Below are 20,652 nucleotides of genomic sequence, written 5' to 3'. Positions count from 1 at the left end.
CTGCAGTGTCGAAGCGAACCGCGCCCAAGCCCGAGGCGGACACCGGGATCAAGCCGCGCCAGCCCTGCCCGTGCGGTTCCGGCAAGCGCTACAAGGCCTGCCACGGCGCCGCCGGTGGTGCCGCCGACGTGATCGTGACCAGGCCCTTCGAGGGACTGGCCGCGGAGTGCGAGCTGATCGCGCTGCGCGAGTTCGTGCCCTCGGCGGTGGCGAAGCTGCCGCTGCGCGGCGAGGGCGAGATCACCCTGGCGACGGTGCTGCCGATGGCCGCCGCGGCGCTGCGCCGCAACGACGACAAGTCGTTCGTCGGCCTGCAGGTGCAGACCCACTCCGGGGACATCAGCCGCGACCTGGCCCGCGCCATCGAGTGGGTGCAGGGCGCTGAGCTGGGCGAATCGCTGTCGGTCGTGGGGCCGGAGACCGCCCCGGCGGGCACCGTGCCGACCCGGCTGCAGGACCTGCTGGACCCGGACGCCAAGCTCGAGGTCGAGGTGCACGAGGACTTCGCCTGGTGGCTGCCCGAGGACGTCGAGGCGACCGGCGAGGTGGCGCTGTCGCTGGAGCGGGCGAACGCGGCGATCATGCCCACCGATCGGCTGACCGCCGAAGGTGTGGAATCGGCCTACTGGGTGGACGCGGGCGAGAAGGCGCACCTGCGCTGGGTCCGCCCGGAGCCGGAGGAGAAGCTCCTGGCCGCGCTGGCCCGCCTGTCCGCCCGCGGTGAGCTCGCGCTCGACGAGGACAGCCGCTACGCGGGGTCCTTCCGCGCCCACGGCCTCCTGGTCCCGGTGTGGGACCTGGACCGGGAGAAGCACGCCCGCGAGTGGGACGAACCGGCCGCGGCCCTGGGCCGCCGCCTCGAGGAGGCCCTCGCCTCCCTCGACGACCAGCCGCTCGACGCGGCCGAGCGCCGCGCCCGCGACGGCCTCCGCGGCCGCCAGGTCACCATCCGCTGACCAGGTCCACCGCGATTTCAATGGAAATCGGACGTCCGATTTCCATTGAAATCGCGGGAGTTCTCCGCAGCCGTCGGCGTGTCGGGACACGACGCGCCGACGGCTCGTTGCTTCTCGCGATCGGTACGGCACTGCGCCGATTGGGTGATCGCGGTATTGGTGGGGCAACCCCCGGGTGCGTTGCGGCGTGTTCTCCACGGCGATACCCGAAGTGGACGGGGGTGGACCGGGTGACCGCGCACCTGCCCGCAGTGCCGACCGCCGCCGAGGCGGCCGGTGCCTACCAGCGGCAGGCGCGCCGGGGGGATATGGCGGCGACGGAAGACGACTTCGCGGAGTTCGTCCGGGTGGCACTGCCCGGGCTGATGCGCTACGGCCACGCGCTGACCGGCAACCCGCACGACGCCGCCGACCTGGTGCAGGCCGTGCTGGAGAAGGTCGGCGCCCGCTGGGCCAAGGTCAGCCGCAACTGCGCGGACCCGACCGCCTACGTCCGCAAGGCGATGGCGAACACGCACGTCAGCCGCTGGCGCCGCACCCGCCGCGAAACGCTGCTCGCCGACTTCCCGGACGTGCCCGCGCACGCGCAGCCGGACCGGCTGGAGAACGAGCCGCTGTGGCAGGCGCTGCGAAGTCTGCCGCCGCGGCAACGCGCCGTGGTGGTGCTGCGTTACTACGAGGGGCTGTCCGAGGCCGAGATCGCCGAGAGCCTCGGCGTGAGCTGCGGAACGGTCAAGAGCCAGGCGAGCAAGGCGATGGCGACGCTGCGCAAGCGGCTCGGCTCGTTGGAAGGAGGTGACGTGTGATGGACCTGGAGGACGAGCTGAACCGGATCCTCCGGGACGACCGCCTGGACATCCCGGTGCGCACCGGGGCGGAGTGGTCGGTCGTCGCGGGCGCGCGTCGCCGCCGCCAGCGCAACACGATGCTGGCCGCCTCCGGCAGCGCCCTCGCCGCCCTGATCCTGGCGGGCGGCGGCGCGGTCCTGGCCAACCACCAGACCGAACGACCGATCCCACCGGCGGTCCCCCCGGTGGTCCACTCGACCACGGAGCAGACCCCGACCAGCGAAGAACCACCCCACCAGCAGCCGCCGCAGCACACGCCGGTCCAACCCCCGGCCCCACCGCGCCACCCGCAACCCCCGCAGACCACGACGGTGCCCCCGGAGATCCTCAGGAGCACCCAAACCTCGGAACCCAACCCGACGACGTCGAAACCAACCCAAACCACAAAACCCGACCCGACGTCCTCGGCAAACCCCACCAGCGAACCCCCGGGCCAGTGACCCGGGCGGTGGGAGTGCGCGTCCGTGCTGCTGGACCTATCAGCGCCGCTTCAAGCAGATCAGCTCCCGAACTCAGGGAAATCCGGGAAGGTCCGCCAGTCGGCAAGTCCTATGGTCCTGGTCACAAAATCCAGAGGCGCGGCCCCGCTGGCATTCACTGGAACGTCGTAGTCTGTGATCTGTCCGGGCGAACCTGTCAGCCGAATCCCCCAATCCGCACCACATTCCCGGCGACGTTCCCTAGCATCACCTGAGCCGCGCTGAACGACCTTCCCCGGTTCCCCGGGAACAGGTTGCGGCGTAGGCGGCTCAATCCGGGAAGAGCTACATGATCGACGGGAGTCTCGTCCGTGGTGAATGGCCTCAGGCGGTCGAAGGATGAATTCTTGCCCATGACGAGAGGGCGTCATGACTAGGAAGTCCCACAGCATCTGGAAGCGGTCGGCCGTTGGGCTGTTGGCCACGTCGATTATGTTCACCGGTGGTTGCTTCGCGCCCGCGATTGAGCCGTTTGAGATGCCTAGAAGCACTGATGAGGAGCCTTCGTTGCCGCCTGGGCCACCGCTGGGGCCGGTTAAGTATTCCTTCGCGGATTTCCCGAGTTGTCTGGAAATTCAGCAGAAGGTCCCCGGGCTGAAGCCGCTTGAGCGTCCGCAGGACGAGGAGACGGTAGGTGGTTCGTCGCGGACGTGCACTTTCATGCCAGCGGAAAGTGGTGCCATTGTTGTCGGTTTTCGGGTTTCGCTCCACGGGGGCGGGAGGATGCGGACGGGTTTAAAACGGGAGCTGAAATCGCAAGAAAGTTCTTCGATGAGCGTTCGATGTCAGATGTGGAAGAAGACAGCAGTGCGGGAATTGGTTCGGAATCCCGCTGGGCTCACTTTGTGGAGAGCGGTGGCTGCACGCTCGAAATTCTTGATGAGAACGCGGTGATGGACACAGCTTATTATGATCCCTCGGCCGGGGATGTCGACCCGCGGAGCGAGGGATGTCGTGAAGGCGCGCGGGAGTTCGCGAGGAAGTTCTACGCCGCCGTGCAGCCGCGGTGATTCGCGGGTGGTCCTGGTCGGCATGAACGCCGCCTGGGGTGGCCAGGCGGCGCTGCTGCCTCGGGGCGGGCTCGTCAGAGGGCGCCGCCGGCGGCCTTGGGGGCCGTGGCGTCGGCTCCTTCGTCGCCGACCGTTTCTCGGGCGAGGAAGTTCTCCACGTCGAAGAGGTTGCCCTTGGCGCGGTCGACCACGTTGAGCAGGGTCGACATCTGGGAGACCTCCTCGACCTGCTCCTTGAGGAACCACTGCATGAACTGCTCGCCGAGGTAGTCGCCCTCCTCGCGGGCCGTCTTGGCCAGGGTTTCGATCTCGCGGGTCACCTCGCGCTCCTGCTCGAGGGCGAGCGCGACCAGCTCCCGGGTCTCGGTGAAGTCGTTGCGGACCTGCTCGATGGCCGGGATCTTCGGCGAGATGTTGTTGTCCATCAGGTACTGGACGATCATCATCGCGTGGTTGCGCTCCTCCAGCGCCTGGCGGTAGAAGTGCCTGGCCAGCTGGGGCAGGTCGTTGTCGTCGAACCACACCGCGACCGCGATGTACTGGTGCGAGGCGGTGAATTCGTTGCGCACCTGCTCCTGCAGCAGGTGCTCGAACTTGGATTCCTTGTGCTGAATCTTCTTCGCGGTGGCAGTCATGCCATCAATATACTCTGGAATCAGTCCAGATTCATTCCAGGTGACCCTAAGCAAAATGCGGTTAGCCTAAGGTTCCGCGAATTTGTTCAGGTAAACCTCAACAAATGAAGGCAAGGCAAACCTGCGTCGTTTTCGCTGGTAGGTGGCTCGCGGTGGGGGAGATCCCCGTGGTGTCGCTTATTCGAGTGATCGTTTTCCGGGGGAGGGCGCCGCTGGGTGATTGAATTGCCCGGCGGCGCCCTCCGTCATTTCACGATCAGGTGATCTCCGGAAGCGGGGCGCGGGTGATCGGGCAAGACATGCAGCGGGGTCCGCCGCGGCCGGAACCGAGTTCCGAACCGGAAATCCGCAGCACCTCGATGCCCGCTTCCTCCAGGCGCGCGTTGGTCTCCGCGTTCCGCTCGTAGGCGACCACCACGCCGGGGGCCAGCGCCAGCGTGTTGTTGCCGTCCTCCCACTGCTCGCGCTCCGCGGTCACCGGGTCCAGGCCGGTGTCGATCACGCGCAGGTGGTCGATCTCCATCGCCTCCGCCGCCGCGGTCAGGAAGGGCGTCGGACCGGACACCTTCAGCTCGTCGCCCGCCGGGCGCAGCGTGTAGGCGCGCAGCGAGTCCTGGATCGCCGGGTACATCACCACCGCGTCGCGGTCGACCATCGTGCACACCGTGTCCAGGTGCATCGACGCGCGCGTCTGCTCGATCGGCACGGCGAGCACGGTGTGCGCCAGGTCGTCGGCGAAGACCGAGCGCGCGAAGGACTCCGCCCCGGCCGGGGTGGTGCGCTCGCCGACGCCGATGGCCACCACGCCCGGAGCGAGCAGCAGCACGTCGCCGCCCTCCACCGGGGCCGAGTGCGCGCCGTACGCGCGGGCCGAGTGCGAGAAGCGCGGGTGGTAGGCGTAGATCAGGTCGGTGAGGGCCGATTCGCGGCGGCGGGCGGGCATCGCGAGGGCGGCGATGGCGACCCGGTCGCCCACCCACACCGACGAGTCGCGGGTGAACAGCAGGTTCGGCAGCGGCTCGATGGCGAAGTCGTGCGGGTGGTGCATCCGGCGGACCAGCGACTGACCCTCCGCGGCGGGCAGCTCCTCGAAGGTCATGCCCGCGATGAGGATCTCGGCCAGCGCGGCGTCGTCCACGCTGGAGAGGTGGGAGCGCAGGGTGTCGGCGATGTCGGCGCCGAGCTTGAGCTCGTCGACCCCGGTCAGCACCGCCGCCGCGCGCGCCCGCGTGTCCTGCAGCGCGTCGGTGAGCACGTCGCGCAGCAGCAGCACCTCCACGCCCCGGCTGCGCAGGACCTCGGCGAACGCGTCGTGCTCCTCCTGCGCGCGGTCGACCCACGGGATCGCGTCGAACAGCAGCTGGTCGCTGTTGCGCGGGGTGAGCCGCTTCAACTCCGTGCCCGGCCGGTGCAGCAGCACCGAGTGCAGCGGCCCGACCTCGCTCTGGACGTGTGGTTCGGTCACGGTTGGCAGCGTAGCCACGACGAACCAAAACATCCGCAGTCGGCGCTGTTTTCGATGGAACGTTAACGAGAATGAGGGCTTCGGCGTCGATTCGTTGTGCGGGACATCGGAATCGGGAATGCGCTACGGGAGCCAGCCGACGTGGCCGCGGAGGGCCGCGTAGCCGACGAAGGCGACCACGTCGATCAGCGCGTGGCCGACGATCAGCGGCCACAACCGGTTCGAGCGCTGCCAGATCCGGCCGTAGACCAGGCCCATCACCACGTTGCCGACGAACCCGCCGATGCCCTGGTAGAGGTGGTAGCTGCCGCGCAGCACCGCCGAGAACCACAGCGCCCGGTTCTCCGACCAGCCCAGCTGCCGCAGGCGGGTCAGCAGGTAGGCCACCACCAGGACCTCCTCGGCGAAGGAGTTGCCGAAGGCGGCCAGCGTCAGGACCGGGGCCCGCCACCACGCCTCGCCCAGCGTGGACGGCTGCACGGTCAGGCTGAGGCCGAGCGCGTGCGCGGTCAGGTAGAGGCCGAGCCCGGGGATGCCGATCAGCGCGGCGAGCCCCATGCCGCGGACGAAGTCGCTCCCCGGCCGGGAGCGGTCGAGGCCGACCCGCCACAGCGCGATCCCGCCGCGCCACAGCAGGAACGCGCCCAGCGCGCCCCAGGCGATCAGCCGGGTCACGTTCGTCAGCTGCTGGAGCATGTCGAGCAGCCCGAGCTCGGCGCGCGGGACGTTGATCGCGGCGTGCTGGTCGGCCAGCGGTTCGGGGCGCATCAGCGCGTCCAGCAGCGACAGCAGGCTCTGCAGGCCGGACAGGCCGAGCGTCACGGTGAACACCACGACCAGCTCGATCGCGATCGCCTTGCGCTCCTGGCGGTCGGCGACGACGGCGGGGTCACCGGGGCGGGCGGGGGTCAGCCAGGCGCGCAGGGTGCTCACCCGGACGAACCTACCCGGACCGCCGACAGCGCCCGCGCGGTCTGGCAAAACCGGGAAACCCGGCCCGGAACTGGCCCCGCGGCGGTGGCGTCGGATCGGTGACGGCCCGGCGGAGGTGGTCATGGACGTGTTCGTGTGGGGTGCGGCCGACGCCGGACGCGCGGTGCAGGTGCTGCAGGCGGTGCGCGGGTTCGAGGCGCTCGACGGACCGGTGGGCGCGGCCGACCTGTTCGGCGTGCGCGACGGGGTCCTGGTGGAGCTGCGGCACAGCGACCCGGGCGGGCTGCTGGTGCGGTTCGTCGACGGGACCCGGCCAGGCCGGGCGGCGGTGGTGGCGCGCTCGTTCCTGTGGATGATCACCCGCCGCTGCGACGTCGACGAGGCGCTGCTGGTGGGACCGGGCGAAACGCTCCTGCGCTTCCGCGACGGCCGGATCCACCACCTCGAACCCCTGGACTCCGAAGCCGTCCAGGACGACTGACAGCTCTGCTCCGGTCGCCCGTGAGCCTATGACCCCATCAAGTGCTCACGATGCTTCAGGCCGAGCGCTGCTGGGCGAGGAAGGGGCAGCCGACCAGGCGTCGCAGCTCCGCGCTGAGGTGCTCGGTGGTCGTGGCCGGGCGGGAGAAGGCCAGGCGGACGTCGTGGTCGCCGTCGGCGGACTCCACGCGCAGGCGCAGGCCGTACTTGTCCAGGCCGAGCGGGCGGATGTGGCCGCCGCGCAGCTGCTCCGGCAGGTGCCTGCCGAGCAGGCCGACGACGTCCCGGTGGGACAGCTCCAGGTGCCGCAGCCAGGAGTCCTCGTGCAGGCAGAACGGGTCGGGCGCGGCGGCCTGGAACTCCGCGGGTTCGACCGAGCTGGTGCCCTCCGAATCGGCCAGCACCAGCGACGCCGACTCCAGCTTCAGCACGGTCGCGCCGTGCCCGGCGTCCAGCAGCCGCGGGTCCGGGCGCTCCTCGGCGACCGCGAGCACCTCGGCGCGGGCGTCGGAGCCCTCCAGCAGGCGGACCCAGCCGGTCAGCCACAGCAGCCCGCGCACCGGCTCGCGGAGCCGGACGGGCGTCGGGTCCGCGACCTCCAGCACCGCGGCGAGCTCGCTGCGCGGGGCCTGCCAGGCGGTGGAGATCAGCGGGTGGTCGTCGGCGAGCAGCACGGTGGCGGAGCCGTCCGCGTGCACGTGGTGCAGCAGCGGCGCGACGCGCACCGACGTCTCGCTGGACGGCAGGAGTGCGGCCCGGCCACCGCGCTTGGCGATGCTCCTGGCCCGTTCCGCCGGGCTCGGCGTGGCAGGTCTCCGGGTCGTCGTCTCGCTCACCGCTCACCTCCAACTTAGGCAAGCCTAACTTATCTTGCTGGGGTGTGGAAGTCGTCTGCTCGGGGGATCTCGACCCGAATTCGCCGACATGCTCTTAGTACCAGCTGGAACGCTGCAGCGGGAGCCGATCCCGACCAGTGGGGAAGGGTGCTGTCGGCGGCTGTCGGCGCTGGGTGGATGATGAGGTCCGAACCAGGCGAGGGAGGAGCCCATGACCCCGCCAGACGTCCGTTTATCGGGCACTTTTGTTCACTGGCTGATACGGCATTAGCGTGTCAGCCGTGTCAAGCGCTGTTGAGCTTCGCGCGCCCGGTCCGCGCGGCATCCCGCCCTTGTTCGCCCGTCTGGTCGACGACGCCTCGTTGTTCCCACCGGGAGCGCCGGAGGTCCCGCAGGTGGTCACCGACCACCTCGACGCGCGCGGCGGCGCCCTCGCCGGACTGCTCGGGCCGATCCTGTGCCAGGCCTCGCGGCTCGCCGAGCTGATCACCGAGCTGGCCAAGGCCAAGCCCAGCGCGCCGGTGCCGCTCTCGCTGGTGTGCGACACCGGGCTCGGCGGCGTGCCCAAGGCGCTGTCGATCATCGAGGGCCGCCAGGAGCTGCTGGCGCTGCGGATGGTCGAGATGCCCGCGCCGTCGGACGTCGACGACATCTGGCTGGAGCGGGTGTCGGAGTTCGTGCCCGAGGACATCATCCGGGTCGTCGAGCCGCGGCGCGGCGGCGACGGCTGGCTGGACGGCATCCGCCGGGTGGCCGAGCACGGCTGCTGGCCGAAGCTGCGCTGCGGCGGGCAGACCGCGGAATCGGTGCCGTCGGTCGACGTGGTCACCGACTTCCTCGCCGTCGCCGCCAGCCTGGACGTGCCGTTCAAGGCCACCACCGGCCTGCACACGGCGGTGCGCGGCACCGACCCGGAGACCGGGTTCACCACGCACGGCTTCCTCAACCTGCTGGTCGCCACCGCCCGCTCGCTGTCCGGCAAGGACGTGCGGGAAGCTCTGGCCAGCACCGACGGTGCCGCGCTGGCCGCGGAGGCCCGGGCGCTGTCCGACGACGCGGCGAACGCGGTGCGCGACGTCTTCGCCTCCTACGGCGCCCGCTCGCTGAAGGACCCGGTCGTCGAGCTCGAAGGATTGGGACTGCTTTGACCTGGATCGAGGATCCGGAGTTCGCCCCGGACCGGCCGTTCGGCCCGCAGACGCTGCCCTACGGGGTGCTGGTGACCGGCAACGGTCCCGTCGTCGCGGTGCGGGTCGGGCGGCACGCGCTGCCGCTGCGCGGCATCGCCGGGGCGCTCGGTCCTCGACTCGCCGAGCTGGTCTCCGGCGACTCCCTCGACCCGCTGCTGGCGGCCGGTCGCGAACGCTGGCAGGAGCTGCGCGAGCGGCTCACCGAGATCGTCGCGGCCGACCGAGCACCGGCGGGCGCGCACCTGGTGCGCACCGACTGGCACACCCTGGTGCTGCCGTTCACCGTCGCCGACTACGTCGACTTCTTCTCCTCGCGGCACCACGTGGAGAACGTCGGCCGCATCTTCCGCCGCACCACCGCGCCGGTGCCGGAGAACTGGACGCACATGCCGGTCGGCTACCACGGCCGCTCCGGCACCGTCTACGTCTCGGGCACCGACATCCACCGGCCGAGCGGGCAGCGCAAGGCGGCCGGTGACCTGCACCCCGCGTTCGGGCCGACCCGGCGGCTGGACTTCGAGGCGGAGGTCGGGTTCGTCTGCGGCGGCGAACCGGCCAGCCGGGTGGCCACCGCGGACTTCGCCGAGCACGTGTTCGGCGTCGCGCTGGTCAACGACTGGTCGGCGCGGGACGTCCAGGCCTGGGAGTCCGACCCGCTCGGCCCGTTCCTGGCGAAGTCCTTCGCCACCTCGGTCGCCGGGTGGATCACCCCGCTGGCGGCCTTCGAGGACGCCCGGATCCCGCTGCCGGGACCGGAGCACGTGCTGCAGTCGTACCTGGTGGAGACCGAACCCTGGGGTCTCGACCTGCGGCTGGAGGTGTCCTGCAACGAGACGGTGCTGGCCCGGCCGCGCTTCGAGCACATGTCGTGGTCACCGGCGCAGCAGCTCGCGCACCTGACCGTGAACGGGGCCCAGGTGCGCCCGGGCGACCTGTTCGCGTCCGGCACCGTGTCCGGGCCCGAGCGCGACCAGCGCGGTTGCCTGCTGGAGCTGACCTGGGGCGGTGCCGAGCCGATCACGCTGCAGGACGGCGAGCAGCGCACCTTCCTCCAGGACGGGGACCGGGTGACACTGCGGGGGAGCGCGCCCGGACCTGGGGGAACGGTGGTCGGGCTCGGTGAGGTGACCGGCACGGTGCTGGCCGCCGCTCGGAGGTGACGCGATGGCCCCACCAACCACCCCGGAACCGATCCGCACCCCGCTCGGCGACCCCCAGCCCAGCACGAAGGAGAGCTCGCTGACGCTGGAGCGCGGGCTGAACCTGCTGCAGGCGGTGGCGGAGTCGGAGAGCGAAGCGCCGACGATCAGCGATCTGGCGGCGACCGTCGGCGTCAGCCGCGCGGCCGTGTACCGGCTGCTCGGGCCGCTGCAGAGCCGCGGCCTGGTGCGCCGGGAGGGCTCGAAGGTGCGGCTCGGGCTCGGCGTGCTGTGGCTGGCCGGGCGGGTGCTGCCGCAGCTGCGCGTGGCGTCGCTGCCCGCGCTGCGGGCGCTGGCCGAGCGCGTCGGTGCGACGGTGCACCTGACGGTCGCCGACGGCAGCGAGGCGCAGGCCGTGGCCGTGGTGGAGCCGTCCTGGACCAGCTACCACGTGTCCTACCGGGTGGGCAGTCGGCACCCGGTGCATCGCGGCGCGGCCGGGCGCGCGGTGGACCTGCCGCCGGGCGGGCCGCGGTGGATCGCCAGCAGCGGCGACCTGCAGCCCGGGGCGTTCGCCGTGGCGGCTCCGGTGCGCGGGGTGCCCGGTCTGCGCGCCAGCGTCGGCGTGGTGGCGCTGCAACCGCTGGTGCCGGAGGAGATCGGGCCGCTGGTCCTGGAGACGGCGGAGTCGGTCGCCGAAGCGCTCCGCTGAGCCTGTTGGCCGTGAGTGTGTAACAGTGTTATGCACTCACGACCCCTCGACGGCGGAACTTTTTTCGCACGGCTGGTCGGCAAGTGCCGTCCCGGCAGTTCAGCGGTGGTTTCGCCGGGACGGAACTGCGATTCTCGCGCGTCTTTTCCGTGAACTGTTTTTGCAGGTCAGAGGCGTATGCGAACAACGTGTTCAGGTTTGCCGGTGCGGAGATCGGCGGGGCAGGATGAATTCGTCTTCGAGCGCTCGACATGTTCCGAACCAGTCGAGAGGACGTCATGACCATCCTGATCACCGGGGCCACCGGGAACATCGGCCGCCGCGTGCTGCGCCGGTTGGCGGAGGCGGGTGAGCCGGTGCGGGCGATGACCCGCAACGCGCAGGCCGAGTTCCCCGCCGGGGTGCCGTCGGTGCGCGGCGACCTCGCCCGGCCGGACGGCCTGGACGAGGCGTTCCAGGGCGTCGAGCGGTTGTTCCTGTTCCCCGTGCCGGAGACCGCGCGGGAGGTGGTGGACGCCGCGGAGCGGGCCGGGGTGCAGCGCGTCGTGGTGCTGTCGTCGGGCGCCGTGACCGGCGGTTTCGACACCGACTTCCACCTGCCCGTGGAGCGGGCGGTGGAGGACTCCGGGCTGGCCTGGACGCACGTGCGGCCCGGCGAGTTCGCGCTGAACAAGCTGTGGCTGTGGGGCCCGTCGATCCGCGCCGAGGGCGTGGTGCGCGACCCGAACCCGGACGGCGTCGCCTGGTACCCGACGCACGAGCAGGACATCGCGGACGTGGCGGTGGCGGCGCTGCTGGAGGACGGGCACGTCGGCCGCGCCTACGACGTGAACGGGCCCGACCTGCTCACCTACCGCCAGCAGGTCGAGCTCATCGCGGAGGCCACCGGCCGGGAGATCCGGGTGGAGGTGATCACGCGGCAGGAGGCCCGGGAGCGCTACCTCGCGCAGGGCGGGTTCGCCGCGGCGAACGCCGACTTCCTGCTGGGCTTCGAGGACTACTCCGGGGCGGCGGCCGACCCCGCGGAGACCGCCGAGTTCGACGCCTCGGCGATCCCGCCGATGCCGACCGCGGAACCGGTCACCGGCCGCGCCCGCGGCTTCGCGGAGTGGGCCCGGGACCACGCGGCCGACTTCCGGCCCTGACCGGCGTGCGATCTCGCCAGGTCAGGGGTACTCCGAGCGCTGGGGCGCCGCGACGGGCGGCGTCCTTCGGCGGATGTTGGGAGTCGACGATGACACGACAGATGACCACCGAGATGCAGCAGTGCATCGACATGTGCCACAAGTGCCACGACATGTGCGAGCAGACGCTCTCGCACTGCATGGAGCAGCGCAGCGACGAGTCCATGCAGATGAGCATGGTGCTGATCTCCTGCGCGGACATGTGCCGGATGTGCGCGGACATGATGATGCGCTGTTCGAGCATGGCGAAGGCCAGCTCGGACATGGTGCAGATGTGCGTGCGGATGTGCGGCATGTGCGCCGACATGTGCGACATGACGGCCGAGATGTGCCGCCGCATGGAATCCCGCGAGATGGCGGAGCTGGCGGACGTGATGACCCGGTGCGCCGCCATGTGCCGCCAGATGACCCCGCAGGCGATGCAGTCGGCATGACCGAGAGGGCCCACCGGCGAACCCCCGCCGGTGGGCCCCGCCACGCCCGCCCGAAACCCCACCACACCACCCGAGAGGCGCCCAAACCGCAATCACAGCCGGCCGAGGGGCGGTGAGGCCTGCAGTTCGGACGGCCGTCCGAGGGGTGGTGACGTCGGCATATCGGACGGCCGTCCGAGGGGTGGTGACGTCCGCAATTTCGATTGAAATTGCAACACCACGCAACGCAACCACCCACCGCTTTGAACCCAAACCCAACCCCCCACCCAACCGCACCCCTCATCGCCAGGCCAACCCCGGTATCACCACCGATCCCCCGGCATCACCACACCTCACCCCACGATGCCCCCGCCCCGGTGCCCGTGGTGCCGTCGAAGATGTCCATGCGCTGGCGCCACCAGGGCACCCGCTGCGGCGAGCACGCCGACGGCGGCGAGGACCGGTCTCCGCATGGCAGCTCCTCTCGCCGGACCTGCCGGGTAGTACGCACAGCGCGTGAATCCGGATTTCGCCGGAACATCTTCCCCGTTCCCCGATGGGACTGGTAAGAAGTAACCCGACCGGCGAGCGCCAATGCGCTGCGTTGACGGGACCAAGGTCCCGTCCCCCGCAGGACCCTCGTCCGGGCGAATGAGGGCCCTTGCCCCTGCGGATTTCCGGCTCGCGCGGCGAGAGTGGTCTCGTGGATCTGCTCGACATCGCCCGATGGCAGTTCGGGATCACGACCGTCTACCACTTCCTGATGGTTCCGCTGACCATCGGGCTCGCGGTGCTGGTCGCCGGGATGCAGACCGCCTGGTACCGCACCGGCAAGCAGCGCTACCTCAAGATGACCAAGTTCTGGGGCAAGCTGCTGCTGATCAACTTCGCGATGGGCGTGGTCACCGGCATCGTCCAGGAGTTCCAGTTCGGCATGGCCTGGAGCTCCTACTCCCGCTTCGTCGGGGACGTCTTCGGCGCACCGCTGGCGATGGAGGGGCTGCTCGCGTTCTTCGTCGAGTCGACGTTCCTCGGCCTGTGGATCTTCGGCTGGGACCGGCTCTCCAAGGGCGTGCACCTGGCCTGCGCCTGGGCGTTCTCGCTGGCCACCGTGCTGTCCGCGTACTTCATCCTGGCCGCCAACTCCTGGATGCAGCACCCGGTCGGCGTGGAGCTGGTGGACGGCCGACCGCGGCTGACCTCGATCTGGGCGGTGCTGGGCAACAACACGGTGCTCGCCGCGTTCCCGCACACCATCTTCGGCTGCTTCGCGGTCGCCGGGTCGTTCCTGATCGGCATCGCCGCCTGGCAGATCGCCCGGCACCACCGCAAGTCCGGCGTCGACGACGAGGACCGCAAGGCCTGGCACGGCTCGATGCGGCTGGGCGCCTGGGTCGCGGTGGTCGCCTTCGCCGGGCTGGCGATCTCGGGCGACATCCAGGGCAAGCTGATGTTCGAGCAGCAGCCGATGAAGATGGCCTCCGCCGAGGCGCTGTGCCACAGCGAGGCACCGGCCAGCTTCTCGATCTTCGCGGTCGGCGACGTGGCCCGCCCGGACTGCGAGAACGTCAAGAGCATCACCGTGCCCTACATCCTGTCCTACCTGGCCAACGGCGACTTCAGCAGCGAGGTCAAGGGCGTTCAGGCGCTGATCCCCGAGTACCAGGCGAAGTACGGCACGCACTACCCGGACGACCCGCGGCTGGGCCAGTTCGCCGGGCAGCCCATCGACTACACGCCGAACCTGCCGGTGACCTACTGGGGCTTCCGGTTCATGATCGGCTTCGGCGGGCTGGCCGCGCTCGGCGCGGTGGCGGTGCTGTGGCTGACCCGCAAGCAGAAGTTCCCCAAGGGCCGCTGGTGGGCCCCGCTGGCGGTGGCGGCGATCGGGCTGCCGTTCGCGGGCAACATCGCCGGGTGGGTGTTCACCGAGATGGGCCGCCAGCCGTTCGTGGTGGCGCCCAACCCCGACCCGTCCGGCATCGACGGCGTGTGGATGTTCACCGCGCAGGCGGTGTCCGCCGGGGTGACCCCGGGCGAGCTGCTGACCTCGGTGATCGCGCTGACCGCGCTGTACGGGGTGCTGGCGGTCGTGGAGGTCTTCCTGATCGTGCGCTACGTGCGCGGCGGGTTCGACGCGGTGATGCCGCCGAAGCCGCCCGAGGGCGAGGAAGCCGACGAAGCCCTGTCCTTCGCGTACTGACGAGTTGAAGAGGACGAGCGATGGATCTGCCCACCTTCTGGTTCTGCGTGATCGCCCTGCTGTGGCTGGGCTACCTGTTCCTGGAGGGCTTCGACTTCGGCGTCGGCATGCTGCTGCCGGTCCTGGGGCGCAAGGACGTCGAGCGGCGGGTGCTGATCAACACGATCGGCCCGGTGTGGGACGGCAACGAGGTCTGGCTGATCGTGGCCGGTGGCGCGATGTTCGCGTCCTTCCCCGGCTGGTACGCCTCGCTGTTCAGCACCGCCTACCTGCCGCTGCTGGTGCTGCTGCTGGCGCTGATCGGGCGCGGCGTGGCGTTCGAGTACCGCGGCAAGGTGGACACCCACCGGTGGCGGCGCAACTGGGACCGGGTGATCGTGGCCGCCTCCTGGATCTCGCCGCTGGTGGTGGGCCTGGTGCTGTCGGCCAACGTGTTCGGGCTGCCGCTGGACGAGCACGGTGACCGGGTGGGCGGCTGGTGGACCATCTTCAGCGTGCCGAGCATCGTCGGCGCCCTGGCGGTGTGCGGGTTCTCGCTGCTGCACGGCGCGGTGTTCCTGGCGCTGAAGACCGAGGGCGAGATCCGCGAGCGGGCGCGGCGGTTCGCGCTGCGGATGGGCGTGCCGCTGCTGCTGCCGGTGGTCGCGCTGCTGTTCATCGCGCAGCTGACCGAGGGATCCACCTGGACCTGGGTGCCGCTGGTGATCGCGCTGGTGTCGGCGCTGGCCGGGCTGGCGCGGCTGTACCGGTGGCGCGACGGGCAGGCGTTCGCGCTGCAGGGCGTGGCGCTGGCCGGTGTGGTGGTGACGCTCTTCGGCGCGCTGTGGCCGAACGTGATCCCGTCCACCTTGGACGCCGCGTGGTCGCTGTCGATCGCGGACACCGCGTCCAGCCCGTACACCCTGACGGTGATCACCTGGGTCGCGGCCTTCGGCACCCCGGCGGTGCTGGTCTACCAGGGCTGGACGTACTGGGTGTTCCGCAAGCGCATCGGCACCAAGCACATCCCGCCGGTGCACGCCCCGACGTGACCGGTCCCGAGGCGGTGCTCCGCGATTTGAACGAGGTTTTCCAACCTCGTTCTGCGTGGCGGTGCGGGTGGCGGAACCTCAGCGCCCGCCTGGACTGCGGGCGCCCTGACTTGTGCATGTCCAATGCACGGAGTCAGGGCCGTCCTCGCCGGAAGGAACCCCGGAGGGGTGGGCACCGTGAACCCGCGGCAATGCCGGTTGATCAGGTGGGTTATGCGCCTGGCGGCGCATGCGGCACCTGCCGGTCGGTGCCGGTCACCTTTCGCGGCTGCGGTCCGCAGACAGGACGAACAAGTTCAATGGAAATCAGACCTCCGATTTCCATTGAAATCGCGGGGGTTCCGCGCCTCTCGGCGTGTCGGGCGCCGGACATGCCGCGGTATGTCGAGCACCGCGGAATCGCCGATCCGCCCGACACTGTGGAGGTCGCAGGACGTTTGGTGAGGAGCGAGTGATGGGTCCGCTGGGTGCGCTGCCGCGGTTGTCCGCGTCGGCTCGACGTGCCCTCGCGGTCGCCGGGCTGCTGTCGGTAGGCAACGCGATCGCGCTGATCGTGCAGGCCTGGGCGCTGGGCAGCGCGCTCGCGGCCGTGGTGACGCGCGGCGCCGCGCCGGACGAGATCGGCGACTACCTGGTCGTGCTGGCCGGTGCCGTGGTGGCGCGGGCGGTGCTGGGCTGGGCGACCGAGTCGGTGTCGGCGCGCGCCGCGGCCGGGGCGAAGGAGGAGCTGCGCGGCCTGCTGCTGGATTCCGCGCTGCGCCGGGGCCCGGAGTGGATCCAGCGGCGCGGTCCCGCGGAGCTGACCGCGCTGGCCACCAAGGGGCTCGACGCGCTCGACGCGTACTTCACCAAGTACCTGCCCGCGCTGGTCACGGCGGCCGTGGTGCCACCGCTGGTGGGGGCCTGGATCCTGTGGTCCGACTGGGTGTCCGCGCTGGTCATCCTGATCACGGTGCCGCTGATCCCGCTGTTCGCCTGGCTGGTCGGCAAGTACACCGAGCAGCGCACCTCGAAGGCCGCCGACGCGGTCCAGCGGCTGTCCGGGCAGCTGCTGGAGCTGATCCGGGCGCTGCCGGTGCTCACCGCGTTCGGCCGGGCGCGGGCGCAGGGCGAGGTGGTCGGCCGGGTCAGCGACTCGCACCGCCGGACCACGATCGCCACGCTGCGCGTCGCGTTCCTGTCCGCGCTGGTGCTCGAGCTGCTCTCGTCGCTGTCGGTGGCGATGGTGGCGGTGGGCATCGGGCTGCGCCTGGTCTCCGGCGACTTCGACCTGGCCACCGGACTGCTGGTGCTGGTCCTCGCCCCGGAGTGCTACCTGCCGCTGCGCGCGGCGGGCGCCGCGCACCACGCCAGCGAGGACGGCGTGGAGGCCGTCCGCCGGGTCGACGAGATCGTGAGCGGCGATGGTGGCTCTGACGACCATTCGCGCTCACGGCGCAGCGACGACCTGCCCGCGCGGGAGCTGCGCGTCTCGGGGCTCCGGGTGCGGCGGCGGGACGGGTTCGCGCCGGACGGGTTGAGTTTCACCGCGCGGGCGGGCGAGATCGTGCGGTTGGAGGGGTTCGACGGCATCGGCCCCAGCGGCAGCGGCAAGTCCACCACCATGTCGGTGCTGCTCGGGTTCGCCGAACCGGCGAGCGGCGCGGTCACCTGCGACGGCGTGGACATCGCGGAGCTCGCGCCGGGGGAGTGGCGCCGCCGCATCGCCTGGGTGCCGCAGCGCCCGACGTTCTCCGGCGGCACCGTCGCGGACGAGCTCGCCGTCGCCACCGCCGACCAGCCGGACCTCTCGGCGCACGTCGGTGAAGCGCTGGCCGCAGCAGCAGCGACCCACCTGCGGGACCGCCGCACCGACGAACTGTCCACAGGGGAGCGTCAACGCGTCGCGGTGGCGCGCGCCCTGCTCCGGCTGCGCGGCGACGCGACGATCCTGCTGCTCGACGAGCCCACCGCGCACCTGGACACCGCCACGGCGAACCAGGTCAACGCGGCGATCCGCCGCGCCGCCGACGCGGGCGCGATCGTGGTGCTGGCCAGCCACCGCCCGGAAGCCGCCGGGGAGCGCTCCGAGCCGGTGCTCGCGGCCGCCCCGGCCGCTGCGCCCGACCTGCCCGCGGCCCGCGGTCGCCTCCGCGACCTGCTGTCGCCGCGCCTGCTCGTCGGCACCGGCATCGGCGCGCTGTCGCTGCTCTCCGGCCTCGCCCTCGCCGCGACCTCGGCGTGGCTGATCGCCCGCGCATCGCAGCAGCCGCCGATCCTGACCCTGTCGGTCGCGGTCGTCGGGGTCCGCACCTTCGCGCTCTCGCGCGCGGTGCTGCGCTACGTCGAGCGGTTGATCACGCACGATGCCGCGTTCCGGCTGTCCGGCCGCATGCGGCGCCGGTTGTGGGACGCCCTGGTGCGGCTCGGGCCGGTGCGCACGTCCGGGCTCCGCCGAGGCGAGGGCGTCGCCCGGCTCGTCGACGACGTCGACGCGGTCCGCGACCTGGTGCCGCGGGTGATCTTCCCGCCGGTGGTGGCCGTGGTCGTGATGGTCGTGGCGGTCGTCGTGCAGGCGCTGGTGCTGCCGGAGGCCGGTGTCCTGCTCGGCGTCGTGCTCCTCGTCGCCTGCTTCGCGAGCCCGCTAGCGGCCGTCGCGGCGGAGCGCCGCGCGACGACCGCCGTGGCCGAAGGGCGGCGCCGGGTTTCCGCACGCGTCCTCGGACTCCTCGACGGTGCGGCGGAGCTGCTCGCCTTCGGCGCGCACACCGGGCAGCGCGCCGAACTGGCCGCGGAGGACACCCGCCTGGCCGCGCGGGCACGGCGCGCCGCCTTCGGTGCTGGAGCGGCCACTGCGGTGATCACCCTGCTCATCGGGGTCGCGGTGCTCGGCGGCGCGTGGCTCGGCGCGGCAGCGGTGTCCGAGGGGCGGCTGGCACCCGAACTGGCGCCCCTGCTCGGGCTCGTGCCGCTCGCGGTGGCCGAGGCGGTCGCGCTGCTGCCCCCGGCTGCGCAGCAGTGGCGTTCGCTGCGGTCCGCGCAGAACCGCCTGGAGCCGTTGCTCGCCGTCGGGACGGCCGACCTCCCGAGCGGGGCCGTTCGCTCGGCGGGCGAGGTCGAGCTCGCCGACGTCGACGTGCGCTGGCCGGGAGCGGCGGGACCGGCGCTGCGCGGCGTGGACGTGCGCGTGCCCGCCGGGGCGCACGTGGCGGTCGTCGGGCCTTCCGGCGGCGGCAAGTCGACGCTCTTGGCCCTGCTGCTGGGATTCCTGCCCGCGGAGCGCGGCGACGTGCGGGTGCCGGGGCGGATCGCGTGGTGCCCGCAGGAGCCGCAGCTCGTGTCCACGACGGTGCGGGAGAACCTGCGGCTGGCCGCGCCGAAGGCGAGCGACGACGAGCTCACCGAGGCCCTCCGCGTGGCCGGGCTGCCGGACTGGGCCGACCGGCTCGACACCGTGGTCGGCGGCACCGCGATGTCCGGGGGAGAGGCGCAGCGCCTGGCGCTGGCCCGCGCCCTGCTGGTCCACGACGCCGAACTGGTGCTGCTCGACGAACCGACGGCGCACCTGGACGTCCCGACCGCCGAAGCCCTCCTGGACCGCCTGTCGCAGGAACTGCGCGGGCGCACGCTGGTGCACGTGACGCACCGCTGGTCGGAAGCCGAGCGCGCCGACGTCGTCCTGCGCGTGGAGAACGGCGAGCTCACCGTCGCCGCACCAGCGGGGACCGGCTCGTGACCGCGGCCCGGTCGGGGAGCGGGCGGTGACCCCGGTGCTCCGCTGGTCGGAAGCCGACCTGGTGCCGGTCGGCCGCCGCGCGGTAGGAACTCGGGTCGTGATCGTTGTGCGGACGGCGGGCTCCACCGCCTGTGACCTGCGTCGTCAGGAGGCGCCAGCAACCGGTGGGGAGCTATAGCCTCGTGCACGACATGGATTCCTCCCTCGCCCGGCGAATGCTGGCGGCATCGACCGAGATCACCCGCGCGGCGCTGTCCGCGGAAGATCCCGACGCGGTGCTCCCGCTGGTCGTCCGCCGCGCCGCCGAACTCGCCGAGGCGGACCTCGGCGTCGTCACCGTCCGCGCCGACGACGGCCGCCTGACGGTCGAAGCCGCCTACGGCGCGCCGTCCGCGATCGGCCCGCTCGCCGACCCGGTCGGCACCGTCCTGTCCTCGCGGTCGGCCGCGGCACGCGTGGCCCGCAGCGGGGTCCCGGTCGTCGTGGACGACCTCATCGACGACCCGCTGACGGCCCCGTACGTCCCCGCTGCGCTGCGGGTTTACGGACCGTTCGCGGTCGCCCCGTTCGGCACCCGCGAGCGCAGGCTGGGGGCCCTGGCGGTGTACCGCAGGCGCGGCGCGAGCACGTTCACGCGCGTCGCGGTCGACGTGCTGACCTCGTTCGCCGCGCAGGCCGGGCTGGCGCTCGTGCTCGCCGAGGGATCAACCGCCCGCCAGCGCATCGCGGTGTACCAGGAGCGCGAGCGGATCGCCCGCGACCTGCACGACGTGATCGTGCAGCGCCTCTACGCCACCGGCGTGCAGCTGGAGGTGCTGGAGCGGAGGCTGTCCGGCCAGCTCACCCCGGCCGACTCGGCCCGGCTGTCGGAGACCATGGAGCAGATCGACCAGGCGATCGCCGAGGTCCGCGCCACGGCTCGCACGCTGCGCTCGGCCGACCCGGAGACCCCGGACCACGCGCCCGCGCTGGATGACTCGATGCGCTCCGAGGTGCAGATAGCCGGGGAGCTGATGGGCCGCCCCCCGCGGCTGGAGATCGAGGGCGACCTGTCGGACGTGCCGGTCCAGGTCGCCGACCACGCCCGCGCCGCCCTGCGCGAAGCGCTGTCCAACGTGGTCCGCCACGCGGGCGCGAAGACGGTCCTGGTGCGGGTCCGCCGCTCGGACGCCGGACTCCTCCTCCAGGTGGTCGACGACGGCTGCGGCATCCCCCGGGACGTGAGCAAGCGAGGCCTCCGCAACCTCGAAGAAAGAGCGGTCGCCGCCGGAGGCCGCTGCGTGATCACCTCATCCCCGGACAGCGGCACCACGGTCACCTGGGAAGTGCCGCTGACCCGCCTCTCCGCGAATCACAGTGGTGGTTGCGATCCGGGGTGATCTTGCGTTTTCGGGGTTTCTTGTGGCTGGGTTGCGTCACGGTC

General features: G+C 71.5%; 18 protein-coding genes. 14 read left to right on the top strand and 4 right to left on the bottom strand.

Annotation, left to right across the window (positions count from 1 at the left end; genetic code table 11):
* Positions 1 to 5: 5 nt before the first annotated feature.
* The 4 genes from F1721_RS07340 to F1721_RS07325 all read left to right on the top strand — a co-directional run bounded on the left by F1721_RS07340 (position 6) and on the right by F1721_RS07325 (position 3,293).
* Positions 6 to 956 (top strand): DUF5926 family protein, encoded by a 951-nt coding sequence (locus tag F1721_RS07340; protein ID WP_150065797.1) that lies wholly within the window; start codon positions 6 to 8, stop codon positions 954 to 956.
* Between the two features lie 230 nt (positions 957 to 1,186).
* Positions 1,187 to 1,762 (top strand): SigE family RNA polymerase sigma factor, encoded by a 576-nt coding sequence (locus F1721_RS07335; protein WP_387510569.1) that lies wholly within the window; start codon positions 1,187 to 1,189, stop codon positions 1,760 to 1,762.
* On the top strand, positions 1,762 to 2,244 hold the full coding sequence (locus tag F1721_RS07330; RefSeq protein ID WP_150065796.1) for a hypothetical protein: 483 nt from the start codon (positions 1,762 to 1,764) through the stop codon (positions 2,242 to 2,244). The genes F1721_RS07335 and F1721_RS07330 overlap by 1 nt, the downstream gene beginning before the upstream one ends.
* A gap of 821 nt (positions 2,245 to 3,065) precedes the next feature.
* On the top strand, positions 3,066 to 3,293 hold the full coding sequence (locus tag F1721_RS07325; protein ID WP_150065795.1) for a hypothetical protein: 228 nt from the start codon (positions 3,066 to 3,068) through the stop codon (positions 3,291 to 3,293).
* A 74-nt stretch (positions 3,294 to 3,367) separates the two neighbouring features.
* Here the strand turns inward: F1721_RS07325 and F1721_RS07320 are convergent, their stop codons facing one another.
* The 3 genes from F1721_RS07320 to F1721_RS07310 all read right to left on the bottom strand — a co-directional run bounded on the left by F1721_RS07320 (position 3,368) and on the right by F1721_RS07310 (position 6,326).
* Positions 3,368 to 3,928, bottom strand: coding sequence for a ferritin (locus tag F1721_RS07320; RefSeq protein ID WP_150065794.1), 561 nt, complete (start codon positions 3,926 to 3,928; stop codon positions 3,368 to 3,370).
* 256 nt (positions 3,929 to 4,184) lie between these two features.
* Entirely contained in the window at positions 4,185 to 5,393 is a 1,209-nt protein-coding gene (locus F1721_RS07315; protein WP_246154421.1) for an arginine deiminase, read from the bottom strand.
* 123 nt (positions 5,394 to 5,516) lie between these two features.
* Positions 5,517 to 6,326, bottom strand: coding sequence for a CPBP family intramembrane glutamic endopeptidase (locus F1721_RS07310; RefSeq protein WP_425474397.1), 810 nt, complete (start codon positions 6,324 to 6,326; stop codon positions 5,517 to 5,519).
* A gap of 121 nt (positions 6,327 to 6,447) precedes the next feature.
* On the opposite strand from F1721_RS07310, the gene F1721_RS07305 reads away from it, so the two are divergent.
* Positions 6,448 to 6,807: a hypothetical protein gene (locus F1721_RS07305; RefSeq protein ID WP_150065792.1), complete on the top strand. Its 360-nt coding sequence runs from the start codon at positions 6,448 to 6,450 to the stop codon at positions 6,805 to 6,807.
* A gap of 55 nt (positions 6,808 to 6,862) precedes the next feature.
* Here the strand turns inward: F1721_RS07305 and F1721_RS07300 are convergent, their stop codons facing one another.
* Positions 6,863 to 7,642 (bottom strand): DUF2470 domain-containing protein, encoded by a 780-nt coding sequence (locus F1721_RS07300; protein WP_150065791.1) that lies wholly within the window; start codon positions 7,640 to 7,642, stop codon positions 6,863 to 6,865.
* 281 nt (positions 7,643 to 7,923) lie between these two features.
* On the opposite strand from F1721_RS07300, the gene F1721_RS07295 reads away from it, so the two are divergent.
* The 9 genes from F1721_RS07295 to F1721_RS07255 all read left to right on the top strand — a co-directional run bounded on the left by F1721_RS07295 (position 7,924) and on the right by F1721_RS07255 (position 20,608).
* Positions 7,924 to 8,790: a hypothetical protein gene (locus tag F1721_RS07295; protein ID WP_281288744.1), complete on the top strand. Its 867-nt coding sequence runs from the start codon at positions 7,924 to 7,926 to the stop codon at positions 8,788 to 8,790.
* Positions 8,787 to 9,992, top strand: a complete 1,206-nt coding sequence (locus tag F1721_RS07290) for a fumarylacetoacetate hydrolase family protein (protein ID WP_150065790.1) — start codon at positions 8,787 to 8,789, stop codon at positions 9,990 to 9,992. The genes F1721_RS07295 and F1721_RS07290 overlap by 4 nt, the downstream gene beginning before the upstream one ends.
* A 4-nt stretch (positions 9,993 to 9,996) precedes the next feature.
* A complete protein-coding gene (locus F1721_RS07285; RefSeq protein WP_150065789.1) occupies positions 9,997 to 10,683 on the top strand; it encodes an IclR family transcriptional regulator in 687 nt (228 codons plus the stop codon).
* A gap of 278 nt (positions 10,684 to 10,961) precedes the next feature.
* Positions 10,962 to 11,828, top strand: a complete 867-nt coding sequence (locus tag F1721_RS07280; RefSeq protein ID WP_150065788.1) for an NAD(P)H-binding protein — start codon at positions 10,962 to 10,964, stop codon at positions 11,826 to 11,828.
* Between the two features lie 89 nt (positions 11,829 to 11,917).
* Complete coding sequence (locus F1721_RS07275; protein WP_150065787.1) at positions 11,918 to 12,301, top strand: four-helix bundle copper-binding protein; 384 nt, start codon at positions 11,918 to 11,920, stop codon at positions 12,299 to 12,301.
* 682 nt (positions 12,302 to 12,983) lie between these two features.
* Positions 12,984 to 14,483, top strand: coding sequence for a cytochrome ubiquinol oxidase subunit I (locus tag F1721_RS07270; RefSeq protein ID WP_150065786.1), 1,500 nt, complete (start codon positions 12,984 to 12,986; stop codon positions 14,481 to 14,483).
* 20 nt (positions 14,484 to 14,503) lie between these two features.
* Positions 14,504 to 15,514 (top strand): cytochrome d ubiquinol oxidase subunit II, encoded by a 1,011-nt coding sequence (gene cydB / locus F1721_RS07265; RefSeq protein WP_150065785.1) that lies wholly within the window; start codon positions 14,504 to 14,506, stop codon positions 15,512 to 15,514.
* A gap of 454 nt (positions 15,515 to 15,968) precedes the next feature.
* Positions 15,969 to 19,229, top strand: a complete 3,261-nt coding sequence (gene cydD, locus F1721_RS07260; protein ID WP_150065784.1) for a thiol reductant ABC exporter subunit CydD — start codon at positions 15,969 to 15,971, stop codon at positions 19,227 to 19,229.
* Positions 19,230 to 19,420: 191 nt separating this feature from the next.
* Positions 19,421 to 20,608, top strand: coding sequence for a GAF domain-containing sensor histidine kinase (locus F1721_RS07255; RefSeq protein ID WP_150065783.1), 1,188 nt, complete (start codon positions 19,421 to 19,423; stop codon positions 20,606 to 20,608).
* The last annotated feature ends 44 nt before the right edge of the window (positions 20,609 to 20,652 follow it).

The organism is Saccharopolyspora hirsuta, assembly GCF_008630535.1.
GTDB lineage: Bacteria > Actinomycetota > Actinomycetes > Mycobacteriales > Pseudonocardiaceae > Saccharopolyspora > Saccharopolyspora hirsuta.
Note: the sequence above shows the minus strand (reverse complement) of the source record. Positions and strands in the feature narration are given on the sequence as shown.

Coding starts and splice junctions, on each gene's coding strand:
- F1721_RS07330 (WP_150065796.1), top strand. CDS start 1,762: ATGGACCTGGAGGACGAGCTGAACCGGATCCTCCGGGACGACCGCCTG.
- F1721_RS07325 (WP_150065795.1), top strand. CDS start 3,066: ATGTCAGATGTGGAAGAAGACAGCAGTGCGGGAATTGGTTCGGAATCC.
- F1721_RS07320 (WP_150065794.1), bottom strand. CDS start 3,928: ATGACTGCCACCGCGAAGAAGATTCAGCACAAGGAATCCAAGTTCGAG.
- F1721_RS07305 (WP_150065792.1), top strand. CDS start 6,448: ATGGACGTGTTCGTGTGGGGTGCGGCCGACGCCGGACGCGCGGTGCAG.
- F1721_RS07285 (WP_150065789.1), top strand. CDS start 9,997: ATGGCCCCACCAACCACCCCGGAACCGATCCGCACCCCGCTCGGCGAC.
- F1721_RS07280 (WP_150065788.1), top strand. CDS start 10,962: ATGACCATCCTGATCACCGGGGCCACCGGGAACATCGGCCGCCGCGTG.
- F1721_RS07275 (WP_150065787.1), top strand. CDS start 11,918: ATGACACGACAGATGACCACCGAGATGCAGCAGTGCATCGACATGTGC.
- cydB (WP_150065785.1), top strand. CDS start 14,504: ATGGATCTGCCCACCTTCTGGTTCTGCGTGATCGCCCTGCTGTGGCTG.
- cydD (WP_150065784.1), top strand. CDS start 15,969: ATGGGTCCGCTGGGTGCGCTGCCGCGGTTGTCCGCGTCGGCTCGACGT.
- F1721_RS07255 (WP_150065783.1), top strand. CDS start 19,421: ATGGATTCCTCCCTCGCCCGGCGAATGCTGGCGGCATCGACCGAGATC.